Annotated in this window: 26 protein-coding genes; 8 read left to right on the top strand and 18 right to left on the bottom strand. The window is 70.8% G+C overall.

Going from position 1 to position 22772, the window contains the following annotated elements; genetic code table 11:
- Positions 1-15: 15 nt before the first annotated feature.
- Genes rsmD through VEA98_RS10890 form a run of 3 tightly spaced genes read right to left on the bottom strand, consistent with a single transcriptional unit; the run spans position 16 to position 2264 of the window.
- Positions 16-588 carry a 16S rRNA (guanine(966)-N(2))-methyltransferase RsmD gene (gene rsmD / locus VEA98_RS10900; protein WP_324814108.1) on the bottom strand — a complete coding sequence of 191 codons (573 nt, stop codon included), beginning with the start codon at positions 586-588 and terminating at the stop codon, positions 16-18.
- A gap of 55 nt (positions 589-643) precedes the next feature.
- Positions 644-1318, bottom strand: a complete 675-nt coding sequence (locus VEA98_RS10895) for a lysophospholipid acyltransferase family protein (RefSeq protein ID WP_324814106.1) — start codon at positions 1316-1318, stop codon at positions 644-646.
- Positions 1299-2264, bottom strand: a complete 966-nt coding sequence (locus tag VEA98_RS10890) for a phosphatidate cytidylyltransferase (RefSeq protein WP_324814102.1) — start codon at positions 2262-2264, stop codon at positions 1299-1301. Before VEA98_RS10890 ends, VEA98_RS10895 begins: the two co-directional genes overlap by 20 nt.
- A gap of 68 nt (positions 2265-2332) precedes the next feature.
- Here VEA98_RS10890 and VEA98_RS10885 point away from each other — a divergent pair, with 68 nt between their 5' ends.
- Both VEA98_RS10885 and VEA98_RS10880 read left to right on the top strand, forming a co-directional pair.
- Complete coding sequence (locus VEA98_RS10885) at positions 2333-2692, top strand: hypothetical protein (protein WP_324814100.1); 360 nt, start codon at positions 2333-2335, stop codon at positions 2690-2692.
- The gene (locus tag VEA98_RS10880) at positions 2689-3348 is read left to right on the top strand and encodes a CDP-alcohol phosphatidyltransferase family protein (RefSeq protein WP_324814098.1); all 660 of its coding nucleotides are present in this window, start codon (positions 2689-2691) and stop codon (positions 3346-3348) included. Before VEA98_RS10885 ends, VEA98_RS10880 begins: the two co-directional genes overlap by 4 nt.
- Here VEA98_RS10880 and VEA98_RS10875 read toward each other — a convergent pair.
- Entirely contained in the window at positions 3345-4883 is a 1539-nt protein-coding gene (locus tag VEA98_RS10875; RefSeq protein ID WP_324814096.1) for a pseudouridine synthase, read from the bottom strand. The genes VEA98_RS10880 and VEA98_RS10875 overlap by 4 nt on opposite strands.
- Between VEA98_RS10875 and tadA the strand changes: the two genes are divergently transcribed.
- Positions 4872-5345: a tRNA adenosine(34) deaminase TadA gene (gene tadA, locus VEA98_RS10870; RefSeq protein ID WP_324814093.1), complete on the top strand. Its 474-nt coding sequence runs from the start codon at positions 4872-4874 to the stop codon at positions 5343-5345. The two genes, VEA98_RS10875 and tadA, sit on opposite strands and share 12 nt — an antisense overlap.
- Before the next feature lie 43 nt (positions 5346-5388).
- Positions 5389-5793 carry an MliC family protein gene (locus tag VEA98_RS10865; protein ID WP_324814090.1) on the top strand — a complete coding sequence of 135 codons (405 nt, stop codon included), beginning with the start codon at positions 5389-5391 and terminating at the stop codon, positions 5791-5793.
- Here VEA98_RS10865 and VEA98_RS10860 read toward each other — a convergent pair.
- The 3 genes from VEA98_RS10860 to VEA98_RS10850 are packed head-to-tail and all read right to left on the bottom strand — an operon-like array spanning position 5790 to position 8058.
- Positions 5790-6377, bottom strand: a complete 588-nt coding sequence (locus VEA98_RS10860) for a GNAT family protein (RefSeq protein ID WP_324814088.1) — start codon at positions 6375-6377, stop codon at positions 5790-5792. The genes VEA98_RS10865 and VEA98_RS10860 overlap by 4 nt on opposite strands.
- Positions 6374-7483 carry a 3-dehydroquinate synthase gene (gene aroB / locus VEA98_RS10855; protein ID WP_324814086.1) on the bottom strand — a complete coding sequence of 370 codons (1110 nt, stop codon included), beginning with the start codon at positions 7481-7483 and terminating at the stop codon, positions 6374-6376. The genes VEA98_RS10860 and aroB overlap by 4 nt, the downstream gene beginning before the upstream one ends.
- Positions 7480-8058 carry a shikimate kinase gene (locus tag VEA98_RS10850; protein WP_324814084.1) on the bottom strand — a complete coding sequence of 193 codons (579 nt, stop codon included), beginning with the start codon at positions 8056-8058 and terminating at the stop codon, positions 7480-7482. The genes aroB and VEA98_RS10850 overlap by 4 nt, the downstream gene beginning before the upstream one ends.
- Before the next feature lie 110 nt (positions 8059-8168).
- On the opposite strand from VEA98_RS10850, the gene VEA98_RS10845 reads away from it, so the two are divergent.
- The 4 genes from VEA98_RS10845 to VEA98_RS10830 all read left to right on the top strand — a co-directional run bounded on the left by VEA98_RS10845 (position 8169) and on the right by VEA98_RS10830 (position 11252).
- A complete protein-coding gene (locus tag VEA98_RS10845; RefSeq protein WP_324814081.1) occupies positions 8169-9080 on the top strand; it encodes a tyrosine recombinase in 912 nt (303 codons plus the stop codon).
- A gap of 84 nt (positions 9081-9164) precedes the next feature.
- Positions 9165-10115, top strand: a complete 951-nt coding sequence (locus VEA98_RS10840) for an acetyl-CoA carboxylase carboxyltransferase subunit alpha (RefSeq protein ID WP_324814078.1) — start codon at positions 9165-9167, stop codon at positions 10113-10115.
- Positions 10116-10203: 88 nt separating this feature from the next.
- A complete protein-coding gene (locus VEA98_RS10835; protein WP_324814074.1) occupies positions 10204-10773 on the top strand; it encodes a response regulator in 570 nt (189 codons plus the stop codon).
- Positions 10770-11252 (top strand): chemotaxis protein CheE, encoded by a 483-nt coding sequence (locus VEA98_RS10830; RefSeq protein WP_324814073.1) that lies wholly within the window; start codon positions 10770-10772, stop codon positions 11250-11252. Before VEA98_RS10835 ends, VEA98_RS10830 begins: the two co-directional genes overlap by 4 nt.
- Here VEA98_RS10830 and VEA98_RS10825 read toward each other — a convergent pair.
- The 11 genes from VEA98_RS10825 to serS form a co-directional block, all read right to left on the bottom strand.
- Positions 11249-13141, bottom strand: coding sequence for an ABC transporter ATP-binding protein/permease (locus tag VEA98_RS10825; RefSeq protein ID WP_324814070.1), 1893 nt, complete (start codon positions 13139-13141; stop codon positions 11249-11251). The genes VEA98_RS10830 and VEA98_RS10825 overlap by 4 nt on opposite strands.
- 44 nt (positions 13142-13185) lie before the next feature.
- Positions 13186-13836 carry a squalene/phytoene synthase family protein gene (locus VEA98_RS10820; RefSeq protein ID WP_324814069.1) on the bottom strand — a complete coding sequence of 217 codons (651 nt, stop codon included), beginning with the start codon at positions 13834-13836 and terminating at the stop codon, positions 13186-13188.
- Positions 13829-14452, bottom strand: coding sequence for a hypothetical protein (locus tag VEA98_RS10815; protein ID WP_324814066.1), 624 nt, complete (start codon positions 14450-14452; stop codon positions 13829-13831). The genes VEA98_RS10820 and VEA98_RS10815 overlap by 8 nt, the downstream gene beginning before the upstream one ends.
- A 145-nt stretch (positions 14453-14597) precedes the next feature.
- Positions 14598-15569 (bottom strand): protein translocase subunit SecF, encoded by a 972-nt coding sequence (gene secF, locus VEA98_RS10810; protein WP_324814063.1) that lies wholly within the window; start codon positions 15567-15569, stop codon positions 14598-14600.
- Positions 15569-17161 carry a protein translocase subunit SecD gene (gene secD / locus VEA98_RS10805; protein WP_324814059.1) on the bottom strand — a complete coding sequence of 531 codons (1593 nt, stop codon included), beginning with the start codon at positions 17159-17161 and terminating at the stop codon, positions 15569-15571. Before secD ends, secF begins: the two co-directional genes overlap by 1 nt.
- A 32-nt stretch (positions 17162-17193) precedes the next feature.
- Entirely contained in the window at positions 17194-17499 is a 306-nt protein-coding gene (yajC, locus tag VEA98_RS10800; protein WP_324814939.1) for a preprotein translocase subunit YajC, read from the bottom strand.
- A gap of 129 nt (positions 17500-17628) precedes the next feature.
- The gene (locus VEA98_RS10795; protein ID WP_324814057.1) at positions 17629-18717 is read right to left on the bottom strand and encodes a peptidoglycan DD-metalloendopeptidase family protein; all 1089 of its coding nucleotides are present in this window, start codon (positions 18715-18717) and stop codon (positions 17629-17631) included.
- Positions 18718-18926: 209 nt separating this feature from the next.
- Positions 18927-19571, bottom strand: a complete 645-nt coding sequence (locus VEA98_RS10790; RefSeq protein WP_324814054.1) for a protein-L-isoaspartate(D-aspartate) O-methyltransferase — start codon at positions 19569-19571, stop codon at positions 18927-18929.
- Complete coding sequence (surE, locus tag VEA98_RS10785) at positions 19568-20359, bottom strand: 5'/3'-nucleotidase SurE (RefSeq protein WP_324814052.1); 792 nt, start codon at positions 20357-20359, stop codon at positions 19568-19570. Before surE ends, VEA98_RS10790 begins: the two co-directional genes overlap by 4 nt.
- Positions 20360-20369: 10 nt before the next feature.
- A complete protein-coding gene (locus VEA98_RS10780) occupies positions 20370-20750 on the bottom strand; it encodes a hypothetical protein (protein ID WP_324814051.1) in 381 nt (126 codons plus the stop codon).
- Positions 20751-20938: 188 nt separating this feature from the next.
- Positions 20939-22441 (bottom strand): serine--tRNA ligase, encoded by a 1503-nt coding sequence (serS, locus tag VEA98_RS10775; protein ID WP_324814050.1) that lies wholly within the window; start codon positions 22439-22441, stop codon positions 20939-20941.
- Positions 22442-22772 lie beyond the last annotated feature (331 nt).

Below are 22772 nucleotides of genomic sequence, written 5' to 3'. Positions count from 1 at the left end.
CCGCGCCAGACGCGTTCAGCCCGTCGGCTGCGCCCTCAGAAACAGCACTCGCGCTGCGCCGTAGTCGCGCGCGTCCAGCCGTTCATACCCGGGCGTGTCGATCTCCGGCTCGTCCGAGCCGCGCTCGAACACCACCACGGCCCCCGGCTTCAGCCAATTGCCCTCCAGCAGCCGGACCAGCGTCTGCTCGCCCAACCCCTTGCGATAGGGTGGATCGAGGAAGGCCAGGTCGAACGCCTCGCCGTCCGATCCCGGCCGCACGCCCAGGTCCGTGGCGCTGCGCCGGTGCACCCGCGTCCGCCCCATCAGCCCATAGGCATCGGCGTTCTCGCGGATGGCGCCGCGGGCGTCCTCGTCGGTCTCGACGAAGAGGCAGAAGGCCGCGCCCCGGCTGATCGCCTCGAAGCCCAGCGCGCCCGACCCGGCATAGACGTCCATCACCCGCGCGCCCTGCAGCGGCTCGGCCCAGGCCGCATGCTCCAGCACATTGAACACGGCCTGGCGCGCCCGGTCCGAGGTCGGGCGCGTGCCCTGCCCCTCCGGCGCGACGATGTTGCGCCCCTTCAGGCTGCCGGCGACGATCCTCATGGCCGCTCCATCAGCGGGATTGGCGCCCCCGTCAACCGGCACGTCAACCGGCTCCTCAGTTGGCCCAGCGCTGCGGCGGGGCCTCGGCGGCCAGCGCATCCAGTCGGTCGCGCAACTCGGCCATGAATTCGCTGCGCGAGCCGGTCCACCGCAGCGGCTCGCCGACCAGCGCCGTGCAGTTCATCGGCACCGGCGCCACCGCCCCCTTGGGCAGCACCCGCCCCGCCCCCTCGATCCACACCGGGATGACCGGCACGTCCGGGAACGCCTCGGCCAGCCGCGCCACCCCGGCCTTCAGCGGGGCCAGCGCCCCGTCCTTGCTGCGCGTGCCCTCGGGAAACACCAGGATGATCTCGCCCCGCTCCAGCGCCGCCCGTGCGGGGGCCAGCACGTCCTCGCCGCGCGCCACCGAGCGCGAGATCGGCGCGATGCCGATGATCTTGCGCGAGAACCAGCTGATCGCCGGGTTGGCCAGGAAATAGTCCGCCGCCGCCACCGGCCTGACCTTGTGCAGCAGCCGCGCCGGAAACAGGCTCAGCAGCATGAAGGCGTCCATGTGGCTGTTGTGGTTGGCCACGACGATGGCCGGCCCGCCCTTGGGCAGTCGTTCCGGATTGCACACGTCCATGCCGGTCATGAAGCGCACGATCGGCCGCGCGATCAGCGTCAGGAACAGCATCCGCGTCGGCCCGAACGGCCGCGCCGCCCGCTCAGTACTTGTCGAGGGCATAATAGGCCATCAGGTGGAAATAGAGCGGTGCCGTGAAGGTCAGGCTGTCGATCCGGTCCAGCAGCCCGCCGTGGCCCGGGATCAGCCGGCTGGTGTCCTTGACCCCCAGATCGCGCTTCACCGCGCTCATCGTCACATCGCCCGCGAACCCGGCCACGGGCAGCAGCGCCGCGAGGATCGCCACCGGCCAGCCGGTCATCGGCGTGAACACGGGAGCCAGGAACCAGATCAGGGCGCCGGTCAGGACCCAGCCGCCGATGAAGCCTTCCCACGTCTTGTTGGGACTGACGGCGGGCGTGATCTTGCGGCGTCCGAACAGTTTGCCGCAGCAGTACTGCAGCACGTCGTTGGCCTCGGTGGCGAACAGCAGCAGGAAGACCATCCCCGCCGCTCCGGCCGCCCCGCCCTCGTCCGGCGCCCGCATCAGCAGCGGGATGACCCCCAGATTGTAGACGCAGACGATGACCGCCCAGGTGATGGTCGCCACCGTCGCCAGATAGGCCTTCGTCTGTCCCGCCATCGCCATCAGGAACGGCGTCGTCAGCAGAAACCACACCGGAATGGCGACCAGATAGACGCCGTACCACCCCGCCGCGACGAGGCCGAAGGACAGCGGCGCCGACAGATAGGCGAACAGCACCACCAGCCGGTCCTCGCGGCGCAGCGGAGCCAGCGACAGGAACTCCCTCAGGGCGATGAAGGCGATGGCCGCGAACAGCACCGTCACGGCGATCCAGCCGAGGGCCAGCGCGCCGGCCAGCAGGGCGACCATGACCCACCACGACCACACCCTCAGCCGCAGCTCGCGCCAGTCGCCCGCCGGCTTCACGACCGGCAGGATCAGCACCAGCGCCGTGGCGACGGCCAGCACGCAGAACACCGCGCCGAAGCCCCACAGCAGCGGCGGCCGCACCTGGTCCAGCCCCGCTGTCAGCGCTTCGATCATGCCCTAGAGTGCCCTCGGGAATCGGTATCGGGGGCAGTATGGCGCCGTTGGCTCAAAACACGCATCCCTTGCGCTCGACGGCCCTGCACGTGGGTTTCGCCTTCGTCGCCATGGGCGGTTGGGCGGCCTTCGCCAACCGCGATCACGGCGCCGCCGCCATGCTGCTCGCCTTCGTCGTCCAGGGCGCGCTGTCGGGCCTGATCACCCTGGTGATGAAGCGCGGGCTCGAGGCGGGCCACGCCCGGCTGACCGGCCTGTCCGCCCGTCTCGTCCCGCCCCTGATCAGCTGCGCGGCCATCGCGGTCCTCCTGTACGGCGTCCATACCCTCGCCGGCACGCCCGAGGTGATCCGCACCATCGCCCTGCCGTGGACGGTCTCGACCCTCTACGCCTTCACCTATGTCGCCAGCCTGGAGCACGTCCGATGACCGACAGCCGCAGGCCTCTGAAATCCCGCGGCGCCGGCTGGGCCCGTGCCCTGGCCGCGGGTCTGGCCCGCACCGGCGCCCGGCCGGACCTGATCTCGGCCTCCAGCGTGGCTTTCGCCCTCGCCGGCGCGACGGCCTTCTGGCTGTCGGCCGACGCCGCGGGCTGGTGCAGGTTCGCCCTGCTGATCGGCGCGGGCCTCTGCATCCAGCTCAGGCTGCTGGCCAATCTGCTGGACGGCATGGTGGCGGTCGAGCATGGCCGCGGCGGGCCGCTGGGGCCGGTCTGGAACGAGCTTCCCGACCGCATCGCCGACGCCCTGTTCCTCGTCGGCGCCGGCTATGCCCTGCGCCATCTGGATCAGGACCTGGGCCCCGCCCTCGGCTGGCTGGCGGCCGTCCTGGCCGTGCTGACGGCCTACATTCGCGAGCTCGGCCGCGCCCTCGGCTTCGAGGCCGACTTCGCCGGCCCCGGGGCCAAGCCGCACCGCATGGCCGTTCTGACCGCCGGGGCCCTGCTCGCTGCGGTCGGGCCGCTGTGGCCGATGGGGCCGTCGGTGCTGCTGCTGACGCTCGGACTCATCGTCGTCCTCGCCGTCATCACCGTGGTCAGACGGACCCTGCGGCTGGCGGCCCGGCTGCGCGCGGCCTCAGCCTAGGGCTTGCGCGGCCGCGGGCTGCCCCGGCCGCCCGCCGGACCCGCACCGGGACGAGGCGGGCGCGACCCTCCGGGCGGATTGCTCCGCGTTCCGCCGCCGCGCTTGAAGCCGCCCGCCGACGCCTCGCCGCGCGGTCCCGCCGATCCCTCGCGCGGCTTGAACGGACGCTTCGGCCGGTCGCCGTCGGCTGCCGGCTTGCCGCCGAACGACCGACCGCCCTCCGTGCGTGGTCCGCGAGGCTTGTCGATGAACTGGTCGTCGCGCGGCTTGAACGTGCGCTTCGGACGATCCCCCCCGGCGGCGGCCTCGCCCTCCGGCCGGGCGCGCGGCGTGAAGGCCTTCTTCGGATGCTCGAACTTCGGCGAGGCCTTGGCCCAGCCGGGTTTCTTCTGCGGGCGGGCGGCGCGCTCGGCCGCGGCGTCGGCGGCCGCTCCCGCCGCCCGGACCCGGCTTGGCTTGCGCGACGGGTCGGAGATGGCCGAGCCCGACGCGCCCTTGACGATCGGGGTCGAGATGCGCCGCCCGGGGATCGGCGCCGGCGTCGCTACCGTATTGCCGGTCGGCAGGTTCTCCGGCCGGATGTGTTCGGCCAACAGTTCGCGGATCACCCGCGGCCCGACCTCCTCCACGGATCCCACCGGCAGCGTCCCCAGCTGGAACGGCCCGTAGGCCAGGCGGATCAGCCGATTCACGGTCAGGCCGAGGTGCTCCAGCACCTTGCGGACCTCGCGGTTCTTGCCCTCGGTGATCGAGACGCTGATCCACAGGTTGGCTGAAGCCTTCTCGCCCTCGCCCCGGTCCTTGACCTTGTCCAGCGTCGCCTCGATCGGGCCGTAGCGGACGCCGTCGACGGTCACCCCGTCTTTCAGCGTGTCCAGCTGGGACTGCGTCACCCGCCCGCGCGCCCGCGCCCGGTACTGGCGCACCAGCTCGGTCTGCGGCAGCTCCAGCGCCCGGCTCAGTTCGCCGTCGTTGGTCAGCAGCAGCAGACCTTCGGTGTTGAGGTCCAGCCGCCCGACCGAGATCACCCGCGGCAGGCCGCTGGGCAGGGCGTCGAACACCGTCGGCCGCCCGGCCGGATCGGTGTGCGAGGTCAGCAGGCCGGCGGGCTTGTGATAGCGCCAGACCCGCGTCGCCTGCGCCGAACCGATCGGCTTCCCGTCCATGGTGATGACGTCGTCGCGCGTCACCAGCGTCGCCGGCGTGTCGAGGATCTTGCCGTTGACCGCCACCTTGCCCAGGCCGATCAGCCGCTCCACCTCGCGGCGCGAAGCGATTCCCGCCCGGGCCATGGCCTTGGCGATGCGCTCGCTGCGCTTCGGGCCCTCGTCGGCCTTGGCGGCCGGCTTGCCGTCCTTGCTGAACGGCTTGCCGCCGGGCTTTCCGCCGCCCCTGCCGAAGGATTTTCCGCCCTTGGGCGGCCCCCGGTCGTCGGCGCCCTCGGCGCGTTTGACATAGGGTTTGCGGGGGCCGTCGCGGTCGCCGTCTTGACGCGGGCGCGGCTTCTTGTCGTTGTCTCGGGGATGGCTGGCCATGATGAGCGGTTCATGCACATGGCCTTGGCCTGTGCGCAAGCGGCGGCGGACGCCGGAGAGACTCCGGTCGGCTGCGTGATCGTCGATGAAACCTCCGGCGAAGTCGTCGCCGAGGGCCGCAACGGCCCCATCGGCGCCCACGATCCGACCGCCCACGCCGAGATCGTCGCCCTGCGCGCGGCGGCGGCGAAGCTGGGCAACTACCGCCTCACCGGCTTGACCCTCTATGTCACGCTTGAGCCGTGCGCCATGTGCGCCGGAGCCATCAGCCACGCCCGCATCGGGCGGGTGGTCTGGGGCGCCGATGACCCCAAGGGCGGAGCGGTGGCGCACGGCCCGCGCTTCTTCGACCAGCCCACCTGCCACTGGCGGCCGCAGACCAGCCGCGGCGTGCTGGCGGATCAGGGCGCGGACCTGCTGCGCGCCTTCTTCCGCGCCCGGCGCAAGGGAACGGCCGCTTGAAAGGCGCGTTCCACCGGCCACCTCCCACGGCAAGGCTTGTTCCATGCGTCTGATGCCCCTCGCCGTCGTCTCCGTCCTCGTCCTGACCGCCTGCGGCCCGAAACCGGCCGAGGCGCCGACCGATGGCGAAGCGGTGCGCGAGCGCGCCCGGGACGCCCAGACCGCCCGCCGCCGGACCGGGGCCGAGGTCCAGCAGCGCGCGCTGAACCGCGTCATCCGCACGATCTATCTGTGCAACAACGGCGAGCGTCTGACGGTCGACTTCGACAATCCGCGCGAAATGGCCACGGTCCGCAACTCCAATGGCGAGGCCGTCGATCTGTTTCAGGAACACGCCGCCTCGGGCCTCTGGTACCGCGCCTCGGGCTATGAGCTGCGCGGTGAAGGCGTCATGGCGCGCTGGACCGGCGATGGCCGCGAGCCCACCGACTGCCGCGCGATCGACTAGCCGAACGCCGCCAGCCGCTCATCCAGCCGCGTCCGCACCGTGGGCCAGTCCTGGTCGGTGATCGAGAACATCACCGTGTCGCGCACGCGCCCGGTGTGGGTGATCTTGTGACGGCGCAGGACGCCCTCCCGCACCGCGCCCAGCTTGGCGATGGCGGCCTGGCTGCGGGCGTTGATCCCGTCGGTGATGATCTCCACCCGGATGATGCCGCTGTCGAACGCATGCTGCAGAAGCAACCGCTTGCTGGCCGGGTTGACCACCCCGGCGCGGGCGACAGGATGATAGAAGGTCGAGCCCAGTTCCACGCGCCGGTGCTGGGGAAACAGGTCGTGCAGGCTGCTCGTCCCGACGATCCGCCCGTCCGACAGCCGGCGCACCGCATAGGGCGTGTCCCGCCCGGCCGCCATCCGCTCGACGAAACCGTCCCACCACGGATCGAAATTCTCGCCGTAGGCGGTCGAGACCATGATCGACCACGCCGCCTCGTCCACATCCAGGGCGGCGCGGACGTCCTCCCTGAGCGCGGGCGCGAACGGCTCCAGCCTGACCCAGCGGTTCTCCAGCACGAGCGGCGCGATCTTCATCCGGCGGCGATCTCCCGCTCCAGAAAGGCCGTCAGGGCGGCGGCGTCGACATCCTTGGCGGTGAAGGCGTCGCCGATCCCGCGGGCGAGGATCAGGGTCAGCCGCCCGCCCTCGGCCTTCTTGTCCCCGGCCATGCGCCTGACCAACGCCGCCGCGCGCAACGGTCCGGCCTGTCCCGGGCGAGTCGGCAGACCCGCCGCCTCCAGCACCGTTCCGACCCGCTTCGCCTCGTCCGGCGGGCACAATCCCGTCTCCGCCGAAAACCGGAAGGCCAGCGCGCACCCCAGCGCGACCGCCTCGCCATGGGTCAGCCTCGTCTCGTCGAACCCCAGCTCGGCCTCGATGGCGTGGCCGAAGGTGTGGCCGAGGTTCAGCAGGGCGCGCCGCCCCGCTTCCTTCTCGTCCTCGCCGACGACGGCGCTCTTGATCTGAACCGACCGCACCACGGCGCGCTCCAGGGCCGCCGGATCGCCCGCGCCCCCCGCGGCGCCCTCCCCGGCCAGCCAGTCGAAGAAGCCGGCGTCGCAGATCAGCCCATGTTTGAGCACCTCGGCCCAGCCCGAGCGCCGCTGCCGTTCCGGCAGGGTCGCCAGCACGTCGATGTCGGCCAGCACCAGCCGCGGCTGATGGAAGGCGCCGACCAGATTCTTGCCGCGCGGCGTGTCGATCGCCGTCTTGCCGCCGACCGAGGAGTCGACCTGGGCCAGCAGGGTCGTCGGGACCTGCACGAAGTCGATGCCGCGCATGAACAGGGCCGCGGCCAGACCCGCGAGATCGCCGACCACGCCCCCGCCCAGCGCCACCACCACGTCGGTCCGGTCAAGCTTGAACGCCAGCATCCGGTCGATGACCCGTTCCAGTTCGGCGAACGACTTGGAACCCTCGCCCGGCGGGACGGTCAGCAGCCGGCCGGTGACGCCCGCCGCCTTCAGCGACGCCAGGGCCGCCTTGCCGTGCAGGCCAGCCACGATCTCGTCCGTGACCACCACGGTGCGGCCCTGGGCCAGCGGCGCCACCCGCGCCCCGAGTTCCGCCAGCAGGCCCCGTCCGACGATCACGTCATGGGGCCGGAAGCCGACGCCCGAGACCGGCACGATCGTGGTCACGCCTTCACCTCCGGCTGATGGGCCGCGAAATGGGCCTGCAGGGCGTCGTGAATGGCCTCGACCGCCTGGGCGTGCGCCCCGCCGGCCACGTCCACCGTTAGATCGGCGGTCGCATAGACGGGGTAGCGCACCTCGGCCATGGCCTGCAGGGCGGTCAGCGGATCGCGCCCGCGCAGCAGGGGACGGGTGTCGCGCCGCTGCACCCGCTGCGCCACCGTCTCCAGGTCCGCCCGCATCCAGACCGTCACCGCCCGCTCCTTCAGCAGAGCCCGCGTCTCCGGGTTCAGGATGGCGCCGCCGCCGGTGGCCAGCACCATGCGCGGCCCCTCCAGCAGGCGTTTCATGACCCGCGCCTCCCCGGCCCGGAATTCCGACTCGCCCAGCTCGGCGAAGATGTCGGACACGGTCATCGCCGCCGCGGCCTCGATCTCGATGTCGCCGTCGGCGAACGGCAGGTTCAGCCGTCTGGCCAGCCGCCGCCCCACGGTCGATTTCCCCACCCCCATCAGCCCGACCAGCGCTATGCTGCGGCGATGAACAGGAATCGGGCCGGTCGCCGGCGCGCCCTCGCTCACGACCGGCTCTCCGGGCGGCGTGGCGGCGGCGAATGGGGCGGCGGCAGGCGAGGCGTCATGACCCGACCACCCTTTACACCAGGCGCCGCCGTCGCAAAGCGGTCCGGCGCATGACCCCGCCGCCCAGGACCCACCAGGTCGAGGCCTTTCTCGAGATGATGGCCGTCGAGCGCGACGCCTCGCCCCACACCCTGTCCGCCTACGGGCGCGATCTGGCCGACGCCGAGGCCGCCCTGCCGGACGGACTCATGGGCGCCGACGAAGCCGCCGTCGAGGCCTGGTACGCCGGCCTCGGCGCGCGCGGCCTGTCCGCCGCCACCCAGGCCCGCCGCCGCTCCGCCGTGCGCCAGTTCTACCGCTTCGCCCTCGGCGAGGGCTGGCGCCAGGACGACCCCTCCCGCCGTCTCGACGCCCCCAAACAGGGCCGCAGCCTGCCGAAAACCCTCAGCCGGGACGAGGTCGAGCGCCTGCTCGCCGCCGCCTCGGCCCGCGACGGCGCCACCGGCCTGCGCCTCGTGGCCCTCGTCGAACTGGCCTACGCCTCGGGTCTGCGGGTCTCCGAACTGCTGGGCCTGAAGGTCGAGGCGGTTCGCCGCGACCCCGCCTTCCTGATCGTGCGCGGCAAGGGCGGCAAGGAACGCCTCGCCCCCCTCAACGCCTCCGCCCGCGAGGCCGTGAAGGCCTGGCTCCTCGCCCGCGACGCCGCCCGCCCCGAGAAGGCCCCCGACAGCCCGTGGCTGTTCCCCTCGTCCTCGGCCAAGGGCTGCCTCACCCCGCGCCGCTTCGCCCAGCTGCTCGACCAGGCCGCCATCGACGCCGGCATCGACCCCGCCCGCGTCAGCCCCCACGTCCTGCGCCACGCCTTCGCCACCCATCTGCTGGAAGGCGGCGCCGACCTGCGCGTGGTCCAGACCCTGCTCGGCCACGCCGACATCGCCACCACCCAGATCTACACTCATGTCGCCGTCGACCGCCTCGCCCAGGTCGTCCGCGACAAGCATCCGCTCGCCCGTGACGACTGAACCCCGCTTGCCCCCCGGCGTTGACCCCACTAGGTTCCGCCGCCTCCCGATGCGCCGCGTGGCGCGCCTGTTCCGGACGCCTTGATGGCCGTGCACTACCTCGAATTCGAAAAGCCGATCGCCGATCTGGAGGCGAAGATCGAGGAGCTGAACCTGCTCTCCTCGACCTCCGGCTCGTTCGACGCCGAGGTCGAGGGCCTGCGCAAGAAGGCCGAGCAGCTCAGAAAGAAGACCTACGCCGACCTCGACCCGTGGATGAAGACCCAGGTCGCCCGCCACCCGCAGCGGCCCCACTTCGTCGACTATGTCGAAGGCCTGTTCACCGACTTCGTCGAACTGAAGGGCGACCGTCAGTTCGGCGACGACCAGGCCATCCTCGGCGGCCTCGCCCGCTTCCGCGGCGAACCGGTCGTGGTCATGGGCCACGAGAAGGGCCACGACACCCAGACCCGCCTGACCCACAATTTCGGCATGGCCCGGCCCGAGGGCTACCGCAAGGCCGTGCGCCTGATGGACCTGGCCGAGCAGTACGGCCTGCCGGTGCTGACCTTCGTCGACACCGCCGGCGCCTATCCCGGCCTCGGCGCCGAGGAGCGCGGCCAGGCCGAAGCCATCGCTCGCTCGACGGAGCGCTGCCTGACCCTCGGCGTGCCCTCCATCGCCACAGTCACCGGCGAGGGCGGCTCCGGCGGAGCCATCGCCATCGCCGCCGCCGGCCGGGTGCTGATGCTGGAGCACTCGATCTATTCGGTCATCTCGCCCGAGGGCGCCGCCGGCATCCTGTGGCGCGACGGGGCCCGCGCCCGCGACGCCGCCATGGCCATGAAGATCACCGGCCCCGACCTGCTCGAGCTGAAGATCGTCGACCGCATCATCCCCGAGCCGGTCGGCGGCGCCCACGCCGACCCGGCCGCGGCCATCGCCAACGTCGGCGACGTCCTGGCCGAGGAGCTCGCCGCCCTCTCCGCCCTGTCGCCCGACCAGATCCGCAAGGCCCGCGCCGACCGCTTCTACGCCATCGGCCGCATCGGCTGAGGAGTTTGTTAACCCTTCGGCGAGGGTTGTCAGGCAAGCCTGTCTCCATGCTGAGTTGCGGTGGGCGACTCGGTGAGGATGAGTTGTAATGGGCGTCGTCGGCGAGACCTTGCGCGAGAGCGCCATCATCAACCTCACCGGCGCAGTGACCATGGTCGTGGATGATTCCGCCTTCGCCGCGGAAATCACCTCCAGCGCCCTGCTCGGTTTCGGCATCAAGACCCGCTATTCGCTGCGCAGCGCCGCCGAGGCCATCGAGGTCCTGCGCGAGGCCGAGATCGACCTGCTGGTCGTGGATTGCGAAATGCCCGGCATGGACGGTTTCGAGCTGGTCCACTGGCTGCGCCGCTCCGGCCCGCCCAACGCCTTCGTCCCGGTGATCATGACGGCCGGCCACATCCGCCGTTCGATGGTCGCCAAGGGCCGCGACTGCGGGGCCAACTTCATCATCACCAAGCCGTTCAGCGCCTCCAGCCTGCTGGAGCGGATCGTCTGGGTGGCCCGCGACGGCCGGCCCTTCCTCGAGGTCGGCGAGTATTTCGGCCCCGACCGGCGCTTCCGCGAATCCGAGCCGCCCGGCAAGGAGCGCCGCAGCGACGTGCTTCGCCGCGCCCGGTTCGAGGCCGAGAAGGCGGCCGCAGCGGAGACCAGCCAGTGACCGTCATCACCCATGCCCGGCGCAAGTCCCGCCTTGCGAAGATGATCGACAGCGCCGGCGGCATCACCGTCGGCGTCGCCCTCACCCGCGCCCGCAAGAACATCGCCGCCCTGCGCGAGCGCGGCGTGGCCGAGGTCACCCGCCACATTGACGATCTGGTCGCCATCGAAAAGCCGGGCGACGACGAGGCGACGATCCGCACCCTCCAGCAGATCTACCGCTCGGCCAACCACGTCATCGATTCCGCCCACCCGTTCGACATGGACGACGTCTGCGCCGTGGCCATCAGCGTGTGCGACATGGTCGACCGCGCCTCGGCCGACGCCGCCGCCTTCGACTGGCGCATCATGACCGTGCACATCCAGTCGCTGCGGCTGCTGAACGCCCTGCCCGCCGACGCCGCCGCCGAACGCGCCCAGGTCACCACCCACCTGTCGCAGATGGTGGCCAAGAAGTTCGGCAAGCCCGATTCGTCCTAGGCCGGCTGGCGCTCGGTCCGGGCGCCGCGCGTCTGCTTGCGCCACAGCGCCGCGTATTCCCCGCCCTGGCGCGCCACCAGCTCGTGGTGCGCGCCGCGCTCGACGATGCGCCCGGCCTTGAGCACCAGGATCTGGTCGGCGTCCGCGATGGTCGACAGCCGGTGCGCCACGACCAGCGTCGTCCGCCCGGTCCGCGCCCGCCGCAGGGTCTTCTGGATCGCCGCCTCCGTGCGGCTGTCCAGGGCGCTGGTCGCCTCGTCGAGGATCAGGATGCACGGGTCGGCCAGCAGCGCCCGGGCGATGCCCACCCGCTGGCGTTCGCCGCCGGACAGCTTCAGCCCGCGCTCGCCGACCATGGTGTCCATGCCCTGCGGCAGGGCGCGGATGAAGTCGTCCAGCTCGGCCGCATCGGCCGCGGCCCAGATCGCCGCCTCGTCCGCGTCGGGGCGGGCGAAGCCGATGTTGGCCCGCAGCGTGTCGTTGAACAGGGCCACGTCCTGCGGCACCAGCGCCACCGCCGCGCGCAGCGATTCCTGGGTCACCTGGCGCGCATCGACGCCGTCGATCAGCACCCGGCCCTCCTGCGGGTCGAGCAGGCGCAGGGCCAGTTTGACGATGGTCGACTTGCCTGACCCGGACGGTCCCACCAGCGCCGTGGTCGTGCCCGGCGACGCGACGAAGCTGACGTCCTCCAGCCCGTTCGCGCGGGCGTCGTGCCGGAACCCGACCCGCTCGAAGGCCAGCGCCGCCCCCCGCGCGTCGGCGGGACGCGGCAGGGGCGCGGCGTCGGGCGCGTCGGCGACCTGCGGTGTCTGACGCGTCACCTTCAGCATCTCCTCCATGTCGATGAAAGACTGGCGGATTTCCCTATAGGCGAAGCCGAGAATGTTCAGCGGCGCATACAGGGAGATCATGATCAGCACCGCGGCCATCACGTCGCCCGGACCCATCCGGCCGGCGGCGGCTTCGAACCCGGCCATCACCGCCATGACGGCCAGGCCCAGGTTCATGATCACCGCCTGGATGATGTTCAGCAGGGCCAGCGAGCTGTTGGCCTTCAGCGCCGCCCGGGTGTAGTCGCCCAGCGCCTGGTCATAGCTGCGCGCCGCCCGCGCCTCGGCCCCGAACGACTTGACGGTCTCGTAGTTGAGCAGGGCGTCGACCGAGACCCCGGCCGCCTCGGTGTCGGCGGCGTTCATCTCGCGCCGGTGCTCGATCCGCCAGTTCGACAGCGCGAAGGTGCAGACGGCGTAGATCGCCACGACGGCCACGGCCACCGCCCCGAAGCGCCAGTCGTACTTGCCGGCCAGCACCCCGGCGGCCAGCACCAGCTCGACGGCGGTCGGGATCAGGTTGAAGGCGAGGATGCGCAGCAGGAAATCGACCGCCCGCGCACCCCGGTCCATGGTTCGCGACAGCGAGCCGGACCGCTTGGTCTGGTGGAAATCGAGCGACAGGCTCAGGGCGTGGGCGAAGGTCTCGGTCGCCGCCGTGCGCTGGGCCGCCGACCGCACCGGGGCGAACACCACGTCCGAGGCGTTGGGCGCGACGGCCGACAGCAGGCGCACGAAGGCCCAGCCGATGGCGAAGGCGCCGAAACCCCAGGCGACGCTGACCGCGGCCCCCTGCCCGGCCGCCAGACGGTTGACGGCCGCGCCGAGCACCAGCGGGGCCAGAACGCCCAACCCCTTCCCGCCCAGCGTCATGCCGATCGCGCCGATCAGGCGCAGGGGCAACTGCGGCGCGTTCGACCGGCGCACCAGCTGGACGAGGTCCAGCAGCGCCCGGCCCGTCGGCGGCCCCTTCGGCGGTTCGGCCGGAGGCGCGCCCTGCGCCGCTTTCGCCACCGAATCGCCCCGCCGTCCCGTCCGTTCACCCAGTCTCGCCATGCGGCCCATATGGCCTCGCCTCGATGGCTTCGCAAAGGCCGGCGTCAGATACGTCCGGTCAGCGACGCCCAGACCAGCCGCAGCCGCTTGATCGGCTCCGCCTCATCCGTCTTGCGCAGCGCCGCATGGGCCGCGGCGGGAAAGCCGGCCACCGGCAGGGCCTTCAGGGCCTTCCTCGCGTCCGGTCGGGCGGCGGCGGCCTCGTCCAGCCGCCCCGTCTGCGTCAGTCCCCAGACCCGGCCGGCCCCGGCCACGGCGGCCTCATGGCCCGGCCCGGCCAGGATCCGCGCCGCCGTCTGCATCGGCCCGACGTAGAAGGCGTCGAGGTCATGGGCCTCGCCGTGCACCCGGCCGATGTGCGCCTCGATCAGGGCGTCGAACGGGGTGCGGTCCAGACCGCGCCGCGCCACGATCTCGGTCAGCGCCTCCAGCACCGGATGGCCCTTGCGGGGGACGCCGGCGAAGACCCCGTCCAGCTGCTCGCGCCACCAGGCGTAGCGCATCTCGGCCAGAAGCGGCTGGGTCACCCGCGTCGGGATCGCCAGCAGCTCGGCCTCGAAGGCGTAGAGGGCGACCAGGTCGGCCCGCGCCCGCGCGTCGGCCACGAACCGGCTGGACAGCCAGCGGTCCGGGTCGGCCGCGCGGACCTGCTCGTCCAGCGATGCGCCGGGCAGCGATGCGCCGGGATCAGCCAAACAGCGTCTGGTACATGGCCATGGCGGTCAGCATCGGCAGCGACAGCAGCATGTTGATGCGGCTCGCCAGCATGGCCAGGCGACCGGCCTTGGCCTTGGCGTCGTCGTCGACGACGATCATGCCCAGCGCCCGCTTCTGGTTCGGCCAGATCACGCCCCAGACGTTGAGGAACATGATGATGGCCAGCCAGACGCCGACGCCCATCAGGGTGTAGCCCTTCTGGTCCTCGGTCAGGCCTCCGGCCATCCCGAAGCTCAGCACCTCGATGGCGTAGGCGTGGCCCCGGCTGAAGGCCAGCGCCAGACCGGCCAGCACCGTCGCCAGCGCCGACCAGCGGAACCAGAACAGGGCCTCGGGGGCGATGTGCTTGCCGATGGCGGGCTTCAGCTCGGCCGGGATCGATGGCATGACCCGGATCTGGACGAAGTTGAAATACCACAGCAGCCCGATCCACAGGATGCCGGCGAACACGTGGGTCCAGCGGAAGATGGCCTGCCAGACCGTCATGTCGCTCCACTCGCGCCCGGACACCTGGACGAAGGCGAAGATCATCAGGCCCGCCAGCACCAGGCTCAGCAGCACGGTGGAGCGGAAGTTGGAAAGCAGCTTGCCCATGTCGATCGCCCCTCCCCGGGCGAGAATCGTTGAAGCGCGACCATAGCGCCGCTTGCACCCGACAAACACCGAAAGACTGTGGGGCCTTTCAGCGCTCGCGTGCGCCCGCGCAACACGTCCCTCCCCCGCAAGGGGGAAGGAATGTTCAGGGTTGGCTGGCCATGCCCAGCTTGATCGGCTTGGCGTCGTCGTCCCGGCGGTCGCCGCGCTTGACGCCCCACAGCAGGATGATCGGCGCGCCGACGTAGATCGACGAATAGGTGCCGATGATGATGCCGGCCATCAGGGCGATGGAGAATCCGAACAGGGCCTCGCCGCCGAAGATCGCCAGCGCCGCCAGCACCATGATTGCGGTGATGCCGGTGATGACGGTCCGCGAGAGCGTCTCGTTGATCGACAGGTCGATGACCTCGCGCAGCGGCATGGTCTTGTATTTGCGCAGGTTCTCGCGGAGGCGGTCGAACACGACGACGGTGTCGTTCATCGAATAGCCGATCACGGTCAGGATGGCCGCGACCATGTTCAAGCTGAACTCCAGTCGCATCAGTACGATCAGGCCGAAGACGAGGATCACGTCGTGCATCAGGCCGGCCACGGCGCCGAGGCCGAACTGCGGCTCGAAGCGGAACCAGATGTAGGCGAACATCAGCGCGATCGCGAGGCCGAGCGCGATCAGGCCCGACGTGAACAGCTCGCCGGAAACCTTGGAGCCAACGACGCTGACGCCGGAATACTCCACCTCGCCCACGGCCGAGGAGATCGCCTGCTCGACGCGCTGGACCACGACCGTCTGGTCCTGGCCATCCGGGACCTGGAAGCGGACGATGGCCGAGCTTTCGGTGTCGATGCCCTGCACGCCGACGTCGCCGAGTCCGAGCTCGCCCACCGCCTCACGGACGGCGCCGAGGTCCAGCGCCTGTCCGCCGGGCTTGGTCAGCTCCATCGAGGCGCCGCCGCGAAAGTCGATGCCCATGTTCAGGCCGGGATAGAAGATGCCGACCAGGGACGCGATCACCAGCACCGCCGAAAGCGCGGCCGCGTATTTGGCGAACGAGACGAAATGCAGGTCGGTCTTGACCGGCAGCAGTTTGATGAGGGGCCATCCACGCATCGCCATCACTCCGCGATCGGCAGTTTTTTGGGCTTGGCGAGCTTCAGCCACCAGGCCAGTCCGACCTGCGCGACCAGCACGGCCGACAGCATCGAGGTGAAGACGCCGATGGTCAGCGTCCAGGCGAAGCCCCGCACGGGACCTGCGCCGAACACGAACATGATCAGCGCCGCGACCAGGGTGGTCAGGTTGGCGTCGACGATGGTGCCCATGGCCTTGTTGAAGCCGGCGTCCAGCGACGCGATCACCGACCGCCCGGCCCGCGCCTCATCGCGCATCCGCTCGTAGATCAGCACGTTGGCGTCCACGGCGACGGCGAAGGTCAGCACCAGACCGGCGATGCCGGGCAGGGTCAGGGCCGCGCCGGTCATCGACATGGCCGCGATGATCAGCAGGCCGTTCAGCACCAGGCCGATGATCGAGATGCCCCCGAACAGCCAGCCGTAGGCCAGCAGCATGAAGACGACGATGATCACCGCGCCGATGGCGGTCGACAGCGCGCCGGCGGCGACGGCGTCGGCCCCCAGTTCGGCGGTGACGACGCGGCGCTCCTGCACCTTCAGCGGCGCCGGCAGGGCCCCGCCGTTCAGCAGGTTGACCATCTCCGAGGCTTCCTGGATCGAGAAGCTGCCCTCGATGATGCCCGAACCGCCGGTGATGGCGCTCTTGATGTTCGGGGCCGAGATGACCTTGCCGTCGAGGATGATGGCGAACGGCTTGCCGATGTTGGCGGCGGTCGCCTCGCCGAAGCGGCGCGCGCCGGCGCCGTCGAAGCGGAAGCCGATGGCGGTCTGGTTGTTCTGGTCGACGGTGACCTCGGCCTTGGTCAGGTTCTCGCCCGAGACCAGCACCCGCTTCTTGACCAGATAGGGGACGCCGTTCTCGTCGGGGATGACCTCGGCGTCCGGGGGCGGGAAGCCGGCGATGGCCTCCTCGACCGAATTCTCGACATCGACGAGCTGGAAGGTCAGCTGCGCGGTCTGGCCCAGCACGCGCTCCAGCTGGGCCGGATCGCTTTCGCCCGGGGCCTGGACCACGATCCGCTCGGTGCCCTGGCGGGTGATCGAAGGTTCGCGGGTGCCGAGGCTGTCGATGCGGCGGCGCACCACCTCGATCGACTGGCTGACCGCGTCGGCCGCCATCGAGTCCGCGGCCTGGCGGGTGAAGGCGTAGCGGATGCGGCCGTCGCCCTGCCGCTGGACGGTGCGGTCCGCGACCGTTCCCGCCCCGCCGCCGGCGGCCAGCGGACGCATCGCCGTCAGGGCCCGGTCCGTGTCCGCCGGATTCTCCAGGGTGACGACCACGCCGGCGTCGTCCCGCGCGATGTTGGAGATGTCGACCTGGGCCTCTTCCAGCACCGTGCGGGCGTCCTCGCCCAGGTTGGTCAGCCGCTTCTCGCGCATCGCCGGCACGTCGACTTCCAGCAGCAGGTAGGACCCGCCCTGCAGGTCGAGACCGAGATTGACCCCGCTATGCGGCAGCCAGGCCGGCATCGCCGCCTTCTGCTCGGCCGTCAGCAGGTTCGGCAGGGTGAACAGCACCCCGAATACGAACGACAGGGCGAGAAGGATGACCTTCCAGCGCGACAGATGGATCATGCGGGCTTCCCCGACCTTTCAGAGCGCCGAGATCAGGCCTTGGAGACTTGCTTGGTGTCGTTGGCGGCGACGCCGGTGCGGTCGCGCACCTGGGTGATCATCGCCTTGACCACGCGGACGTTCACGCCCTGGGCGATCTCGACCATGGCCTCGTCGTTCTCGACGCGGGTGACCTTGCCGATCATGCCGTTCGACAGCACCACCGTGTCGCTGCGCTTCAGGCCGGCGACCATGTCGCGGTGCGCCTTCATCTGCTTCTGCTGCGGGCGGATCATCATGAAGTAGAACAGGATGATGATCGGGACGAAGAAGATCAGGGTCCCGAACGGCCCCGCCATGAGTTCCTGCACGATAGTCTCCGCATGCGCCGGAGCGGCCCGCGGGCGCCCCTCGAAAATGAGGCGCGGAACCTAGGGCGCGCCGTAGCACTTTGCAACGCGCCGTGAAGGCGGAAGCCGTCGCCTGCGTTACCGCGGCAACACGCTCAGCGGATCGACGGCCGTCGGCTCGTCGCCGCGCATGCGCCAGGTCTCGAAATGAATCGAGGGCCGCCCGTCGCCGGCGGTGGTCCCCACCGTGCCGATCGCCTGCCCCGCCTGCACGTCGTCGCCGTCGCGCACCGTGGCCGAGCCCAGGTGGCCATAGACCGAGCGCCATCCGTCGCGGTGCACGATCAGCACCGTCAGCCCCTGACCGGCCAGGTCGTCGCCGACATAGCCGACCCGGCCCGCGGCCGAGGCCCGCACCTCGGTCCCCTGCGGCGCGCCGATGTTCACGCCGTTGTTGCGCTCGCCCATGCCCACCGGCCCGAAGCGGCGCAGGATGTCGCCGCGCACCGGCCAGTCCAGCGTCACCGTGGTCGAGGCGGGCGGCGCTCCGGCAGGGGCGGCGGTGGCGGCCGGCTCGCGCGCCGGCGGCAGGGGCGGCTGGGCCGCGGTGGGCAGCGGCGGCGGCGGCGGCGGCGGAACCCCGGCGTCGGGGACATAGACTCCGGTCGGCGACGGCCCGGTGGCGTAGGGATCGCCGCCGATGTCCACGGCATTGGCCGGCAGCACGATCCGCTGGCCCGGCGACACATCCGCCCGCGGCCCGAGGCCGTTCAGGTCGATCAGCGTCTGCACCGGCGTCTGGAAGCGCCGCCCGATGCCCGAGATCGTGTCGCCCGGCTGGATCTCATAGGCCGCCCCGGCCGTCACCGCCGCGCCCGAGGCGGGCGGCGGCGGGCTGGCGAAGCCTTCCGAGGCCGGCCCGGCCGCGGGCGTGGCGTCGTAGCGCGGGATCGTTCCCACCGGGGCGTCCAGCGCCCCGCCCTCGATGTCGGCGGTCGGCGCGGTCGCCGGCGGCGGCGCCTCATAGGCCGGATTGGTCGGTCCCCGCACGCCCTCGCCGCTCGGCGCCGGCGCGGCCGGCGTGGCCGGATAGGCGGGTTGGCGCGCGGGCGGGGGCTCGGCGTAGATCGAATAGCGCGGCTCGGCCGGATAGCTCGCGCAGGCCGCCGTCAGGCTCATCGCCCCCAGCACCGCCAGCGCCTTCAGCCCCGTCCTGATCCCGATCATACGCCCGCTCCTCGACTCGACTCCGCCCCTTCGGACCAGACCCGCCAAACCGCGCCAAAGTTGGGCGCGAAGGTTAACAGAAAGGGAACAGGCAGCAGGCAGCAGGCAGTGAGTGCTGACGGGATAGGCAGCCCTCCCGCCGCCGAGGCCTCCTCCGCTGCCTGCTGCCTGCTGCCTGCTGCCTGCTGCCTGCTGCCTGCTCCCTACCCTCACCCCTCCTTCGCCGTCCCCTCGACCAGAGGCACGAACCGGACCTCGGCCAGGCTCTCGCGCCGGAACGAGCCGTCCTCAAGGCTGATGTAGCGGTGCAGCCGCTGCACCGAGCTCCGTCCGACCGGGCACACCAGGATCCCACCCGGCTTCAGCTGGTGCAGCAGTTCGGTCGGCTCCCCCGGCGACGCCGCCGTGACCATGATCCGGTCGAACGGCGCCTGCTCCGGCCAGCCCAGCCCGCCGTCGCCGTGCCGCGTGATGACGTTGTCGATTTTCAGTTCCTTCAGCCGCCGCTCGGCCTCGGTCAGCAGGCTCCGGTACCGCTCCACCGAATAGACATAGCGCGCCAGCCGGCTCAGCACCGCGGCCTGGTAGCCCGACCCCGTGCCGATCTCCAGCACCCGGTGGCGCGGCTGCACGTCCAGCGCCTGCGTCATCAGCCCGACGATATAGGGCTGGGAAATGGTCTGGGCGCAGTCGATCGGCAGGGCCTGGTCCTCCCACGCCTGATCGAGGAATTTCTCGTGCACGAAGACGGCGCGGTCGATCGACTCCATCGCCTGCAGCACCTTGGGCTCGGTCACCCCCTGCTGCCGCAGCCCCAGGATCAGCCGCCCCGCGCGATCGTCGTTCAGCTTCATTCCGCCGCCACCGCCTTCGGCGGCGCCCCGCCCAGCACGCCCTTCAGGTCGTGCACGCTCGGCATGTGGGTCAGGTCGATGTGCAGCGGCGTCACGGAAATCTTCCCCTCGTCCATGGCCCGCAGGTCCGTCCCCGCCGCATGCTCCTGCTTGGCTCCGCGGAAGCTCATCCAGTAATAGTCCCGCCCCCTCAGGTCCGTCCGCCGCACCGCATGCATCTCGCCGATGTCGCGGAAGCCCTGCCGCGTCACCTCGACCTGGGTCACCTCCTCCGGCGGCCGGGCCGGGAAGTTCAGGTTCATCACCACCCCCGCTTGCCACGGCTGCTCCAGCAGCCGGGCGATGATCGCCGGGGCGTAGGCCTCCGCCGTCTCCCAGTGCGCTGTCACTGCGTCGTGGAACCGCTCCAGCGACTGGCTCAGGGCGATCGAGCGGATGCCGAAGGCCATGCCCTGCAGCGCCCCCGCCACCGTCCCGGAGTAGGAGCAGTCCTCGCCGACGTTGTGCCCCCGGTTGACCCCCGACAGCACCAGATCGGGCCGCTCCGGCATCAGGTCGTTGACCGCCAGCACCACGCAGTCGGTCGGCGTCCCCGTCACCGCGAACCGCTTCCCGCCCATCGCATTGACCCGCAGCGGCTCGGTCAGGGTGATGCCCCGCCCCTTGCCCGACTGCTCGACCTGCGGCGCAACCGTCCAGATGTCGTCCGACAGCGTCCGGGCTATCCGTTCAAGACATTCAAGACCTTCCGCCTCTATGCCATCGTCATTGGTGAGGAGGATGCGCATCAGACTCCGATCAGTTCGCCGGCCGGATGTCGTCGGCCAGGATGACGAACGCCCCGCCGCAGTCGTTGCGGATGGCCGAACCCTCGTGGGAGATCCGGTTGCCCGGCAGCCCCGACGACCACGCCGCCGTGCGCCCGGTTACGGTCACCTTCTGGCCGCCGAGATCGCGCACCGCCTGCTCCATCTCCGGCTTGGACGCCGCGCCGGACACGCACGGCCGAGAGAACGGCTGCAGCACCTGGTCGCGGTCGGCGTACAGCTGGAACTCCTCGCCGCTGAACCGCACCCAGCCGGTGAAGCTGGCATCGGTCGCCGAATACTGCGGCGTCGCCGGGCCGGTGGCGCAGGCCGTCAGGGCCAGCGCCGAAAGACCGATCAGATATTTCGTCATCAGACGCTCCTTGCTTCGATTCCCCTTCTCCCCTTGCGGGAGAAGGTGGCCCCGCGCAGCGGGGTCGGATGAGGGGTCGCACCGGCGGCGATCATGATGAAAGGGCCCGCCGGCACCATCCCGTCGACCCCTCATCCGTCATGCTTCGCATGCCACCTTCTCCCGCAAGGGGAGAAGGACGGCGGGGCTCACCCCACATGAGTCACCCCGCCCATATAGGGTTGCAACGCGTCCGGCACGGCGATCCGTCCGGCCTCGTCCTGATAGTTCTCCATGATCGCCACCAGCGTCCGCCCGACGGCCAGGCCCGAGCCGTTCAGCGTGTGCACGAACTCGGTCTTCTTCTCCCCGGCCCGCTTGAACCGCGCATCCATCCGCCGGGCCTGGAAGTCCCCGCAGTTGGAGCACGAGCTGATCTCGCGATAGGTCCCCTGCGACGGCAGCCACACCTCCAGATCGAAGGTCTTGCGCGCCGAAAAGCCCATGTCGCCCTTGCACAGCAGCATCCGGCGATACGGCAGCCCCAGCTTCTCCAGCACCGTCTCGGCGCAGCGCACCATCCGCTCGTGCTCGGCCTCGGAGTCCTCCGGCCGGGTGATCGAGACCAGCTCGACCTTGTGGAACTGGTGCTGCCGGATCAGCCCGCGCGTATCCCGCCCCGCCGACCCCGCCTCGGCCCGGAAGCACGGCGTCAGGGCGGTCAGCCGCATCGGCTCGGCCAGCTGCTCCTCGGGCAGAATCTGCTCGCGGACGAGGTTGGTCAGGGAGACTTCGGCCGTGGGGATGAGCCAACGCTGCGGGCGATCAAAGAGCAACTCTTCGAAAATCGGCTCGGGAAGGTGGGGCGAAAGTCCAATCAGGTCGGCAAAATCGTCGATCGAGTCAGCCGCGACGCCAGTGGACTCCGCATCAGCATTGTCCTTCGGAAGGACCCACCCACTGCGCTTCCACTCTCCGATCGCCTTTCGGAAGCCCGTCAGATAGGCTTCCCGGAGCATTTCCGAGTTCGTACCGGCTTGGGCACCAAACAGATCGTCAGTGAACTTCGGAAGCTGCCCCGTCCCGAACATCGCCTCGTCGCGCACCAGATACGGCGGATTGACCTCCAGATAGCCGTGCTCGGCCGTCTGCACGTCCAGCATGAACTGGCCCACGGCCCTTTCCAGCCGCGCCAGCCCGCCCTTCAGCACCGCGAAGCGCGCGCCCGACATCCGCGCCGCCGCCTCGAAGTCCAGCAGCCCCAGCGCCTCGCCCAAATCGGCGTGATCCTTGGCCGGCCCCGTCTTCCTCGGCTCGCCCCACGTCGAGACCTCGACGTTGCCCGCCTCGTCCTCGCCTTCTGGCACATCGTCCGCCGCCAGATTCTTCTGCGCCGCCAGCAGGTCGCGCAGCGCCTTGCCGGCCTCGGCCTCGACGGCCTCCTGCGCCGCGATCTCGCCTTTCAGGCTCTCGGCCTCGGCCTTCAGCCGCTCGGCCTCGGCCATGTCCTTCCTGGCCATCGCCGCGCCGATCAGCTTCGACGCCGCATTGCGCTTCGCCAGCGCCTCCTGCCCCGCCGTCTGCGCCGCGCGCAGCTGCCGATCCAGCTCCAGCGCCCGATCCACGATGGCCTGCGCATCCTCCACCCCGCGCGACGACCACCCGGCCACATAGTCGGCGGGATTGTCACGGATGGCGCGGATGTCGTGCATGGTCGGTCTCGGTTCGGGGAGCGCCTGCTCTAACCCCCGCCGCAGATTCCGCCAACCCGCCCACCTCTTCCTTCTCCCCTTGCGGGAGAAGGTGGCCCGCGCAGCGGGTCGGATGAGGGGTCTCGCCAGCCGATGGGGTTTGGCGGACCATCATTTCGCCGCCGTGCGACCCCTCATCCGTCAGCCCTGCGGGCTGCCACCTTCTCCCGCAAGGGGAGAAGGGGCGGTGAGCCATGACGCTGTGCTGGCGATTCCGCGATCCATAGTCGGGTTCAGCCGAAAAACTCCCGCCTTTTCCGCTGCATCCCCTGTTCTCGACCCGATCTTCCCG

It is taken from the genome of Brevundimonas sp. (assembly GCF_035627055.1).
In the GTDB taxonomy this organism is placed as follows: domain Bacteria; phylum Pseudomonadota; class Alphaproteobacteria; order Caulobacterales; family Caulobacteraceae; genus Brevundimonas.
Note: the sequence above shows the minus strand (reverse complement) of the source record. Positions and strands in the feature narration are given on the sequence as shown.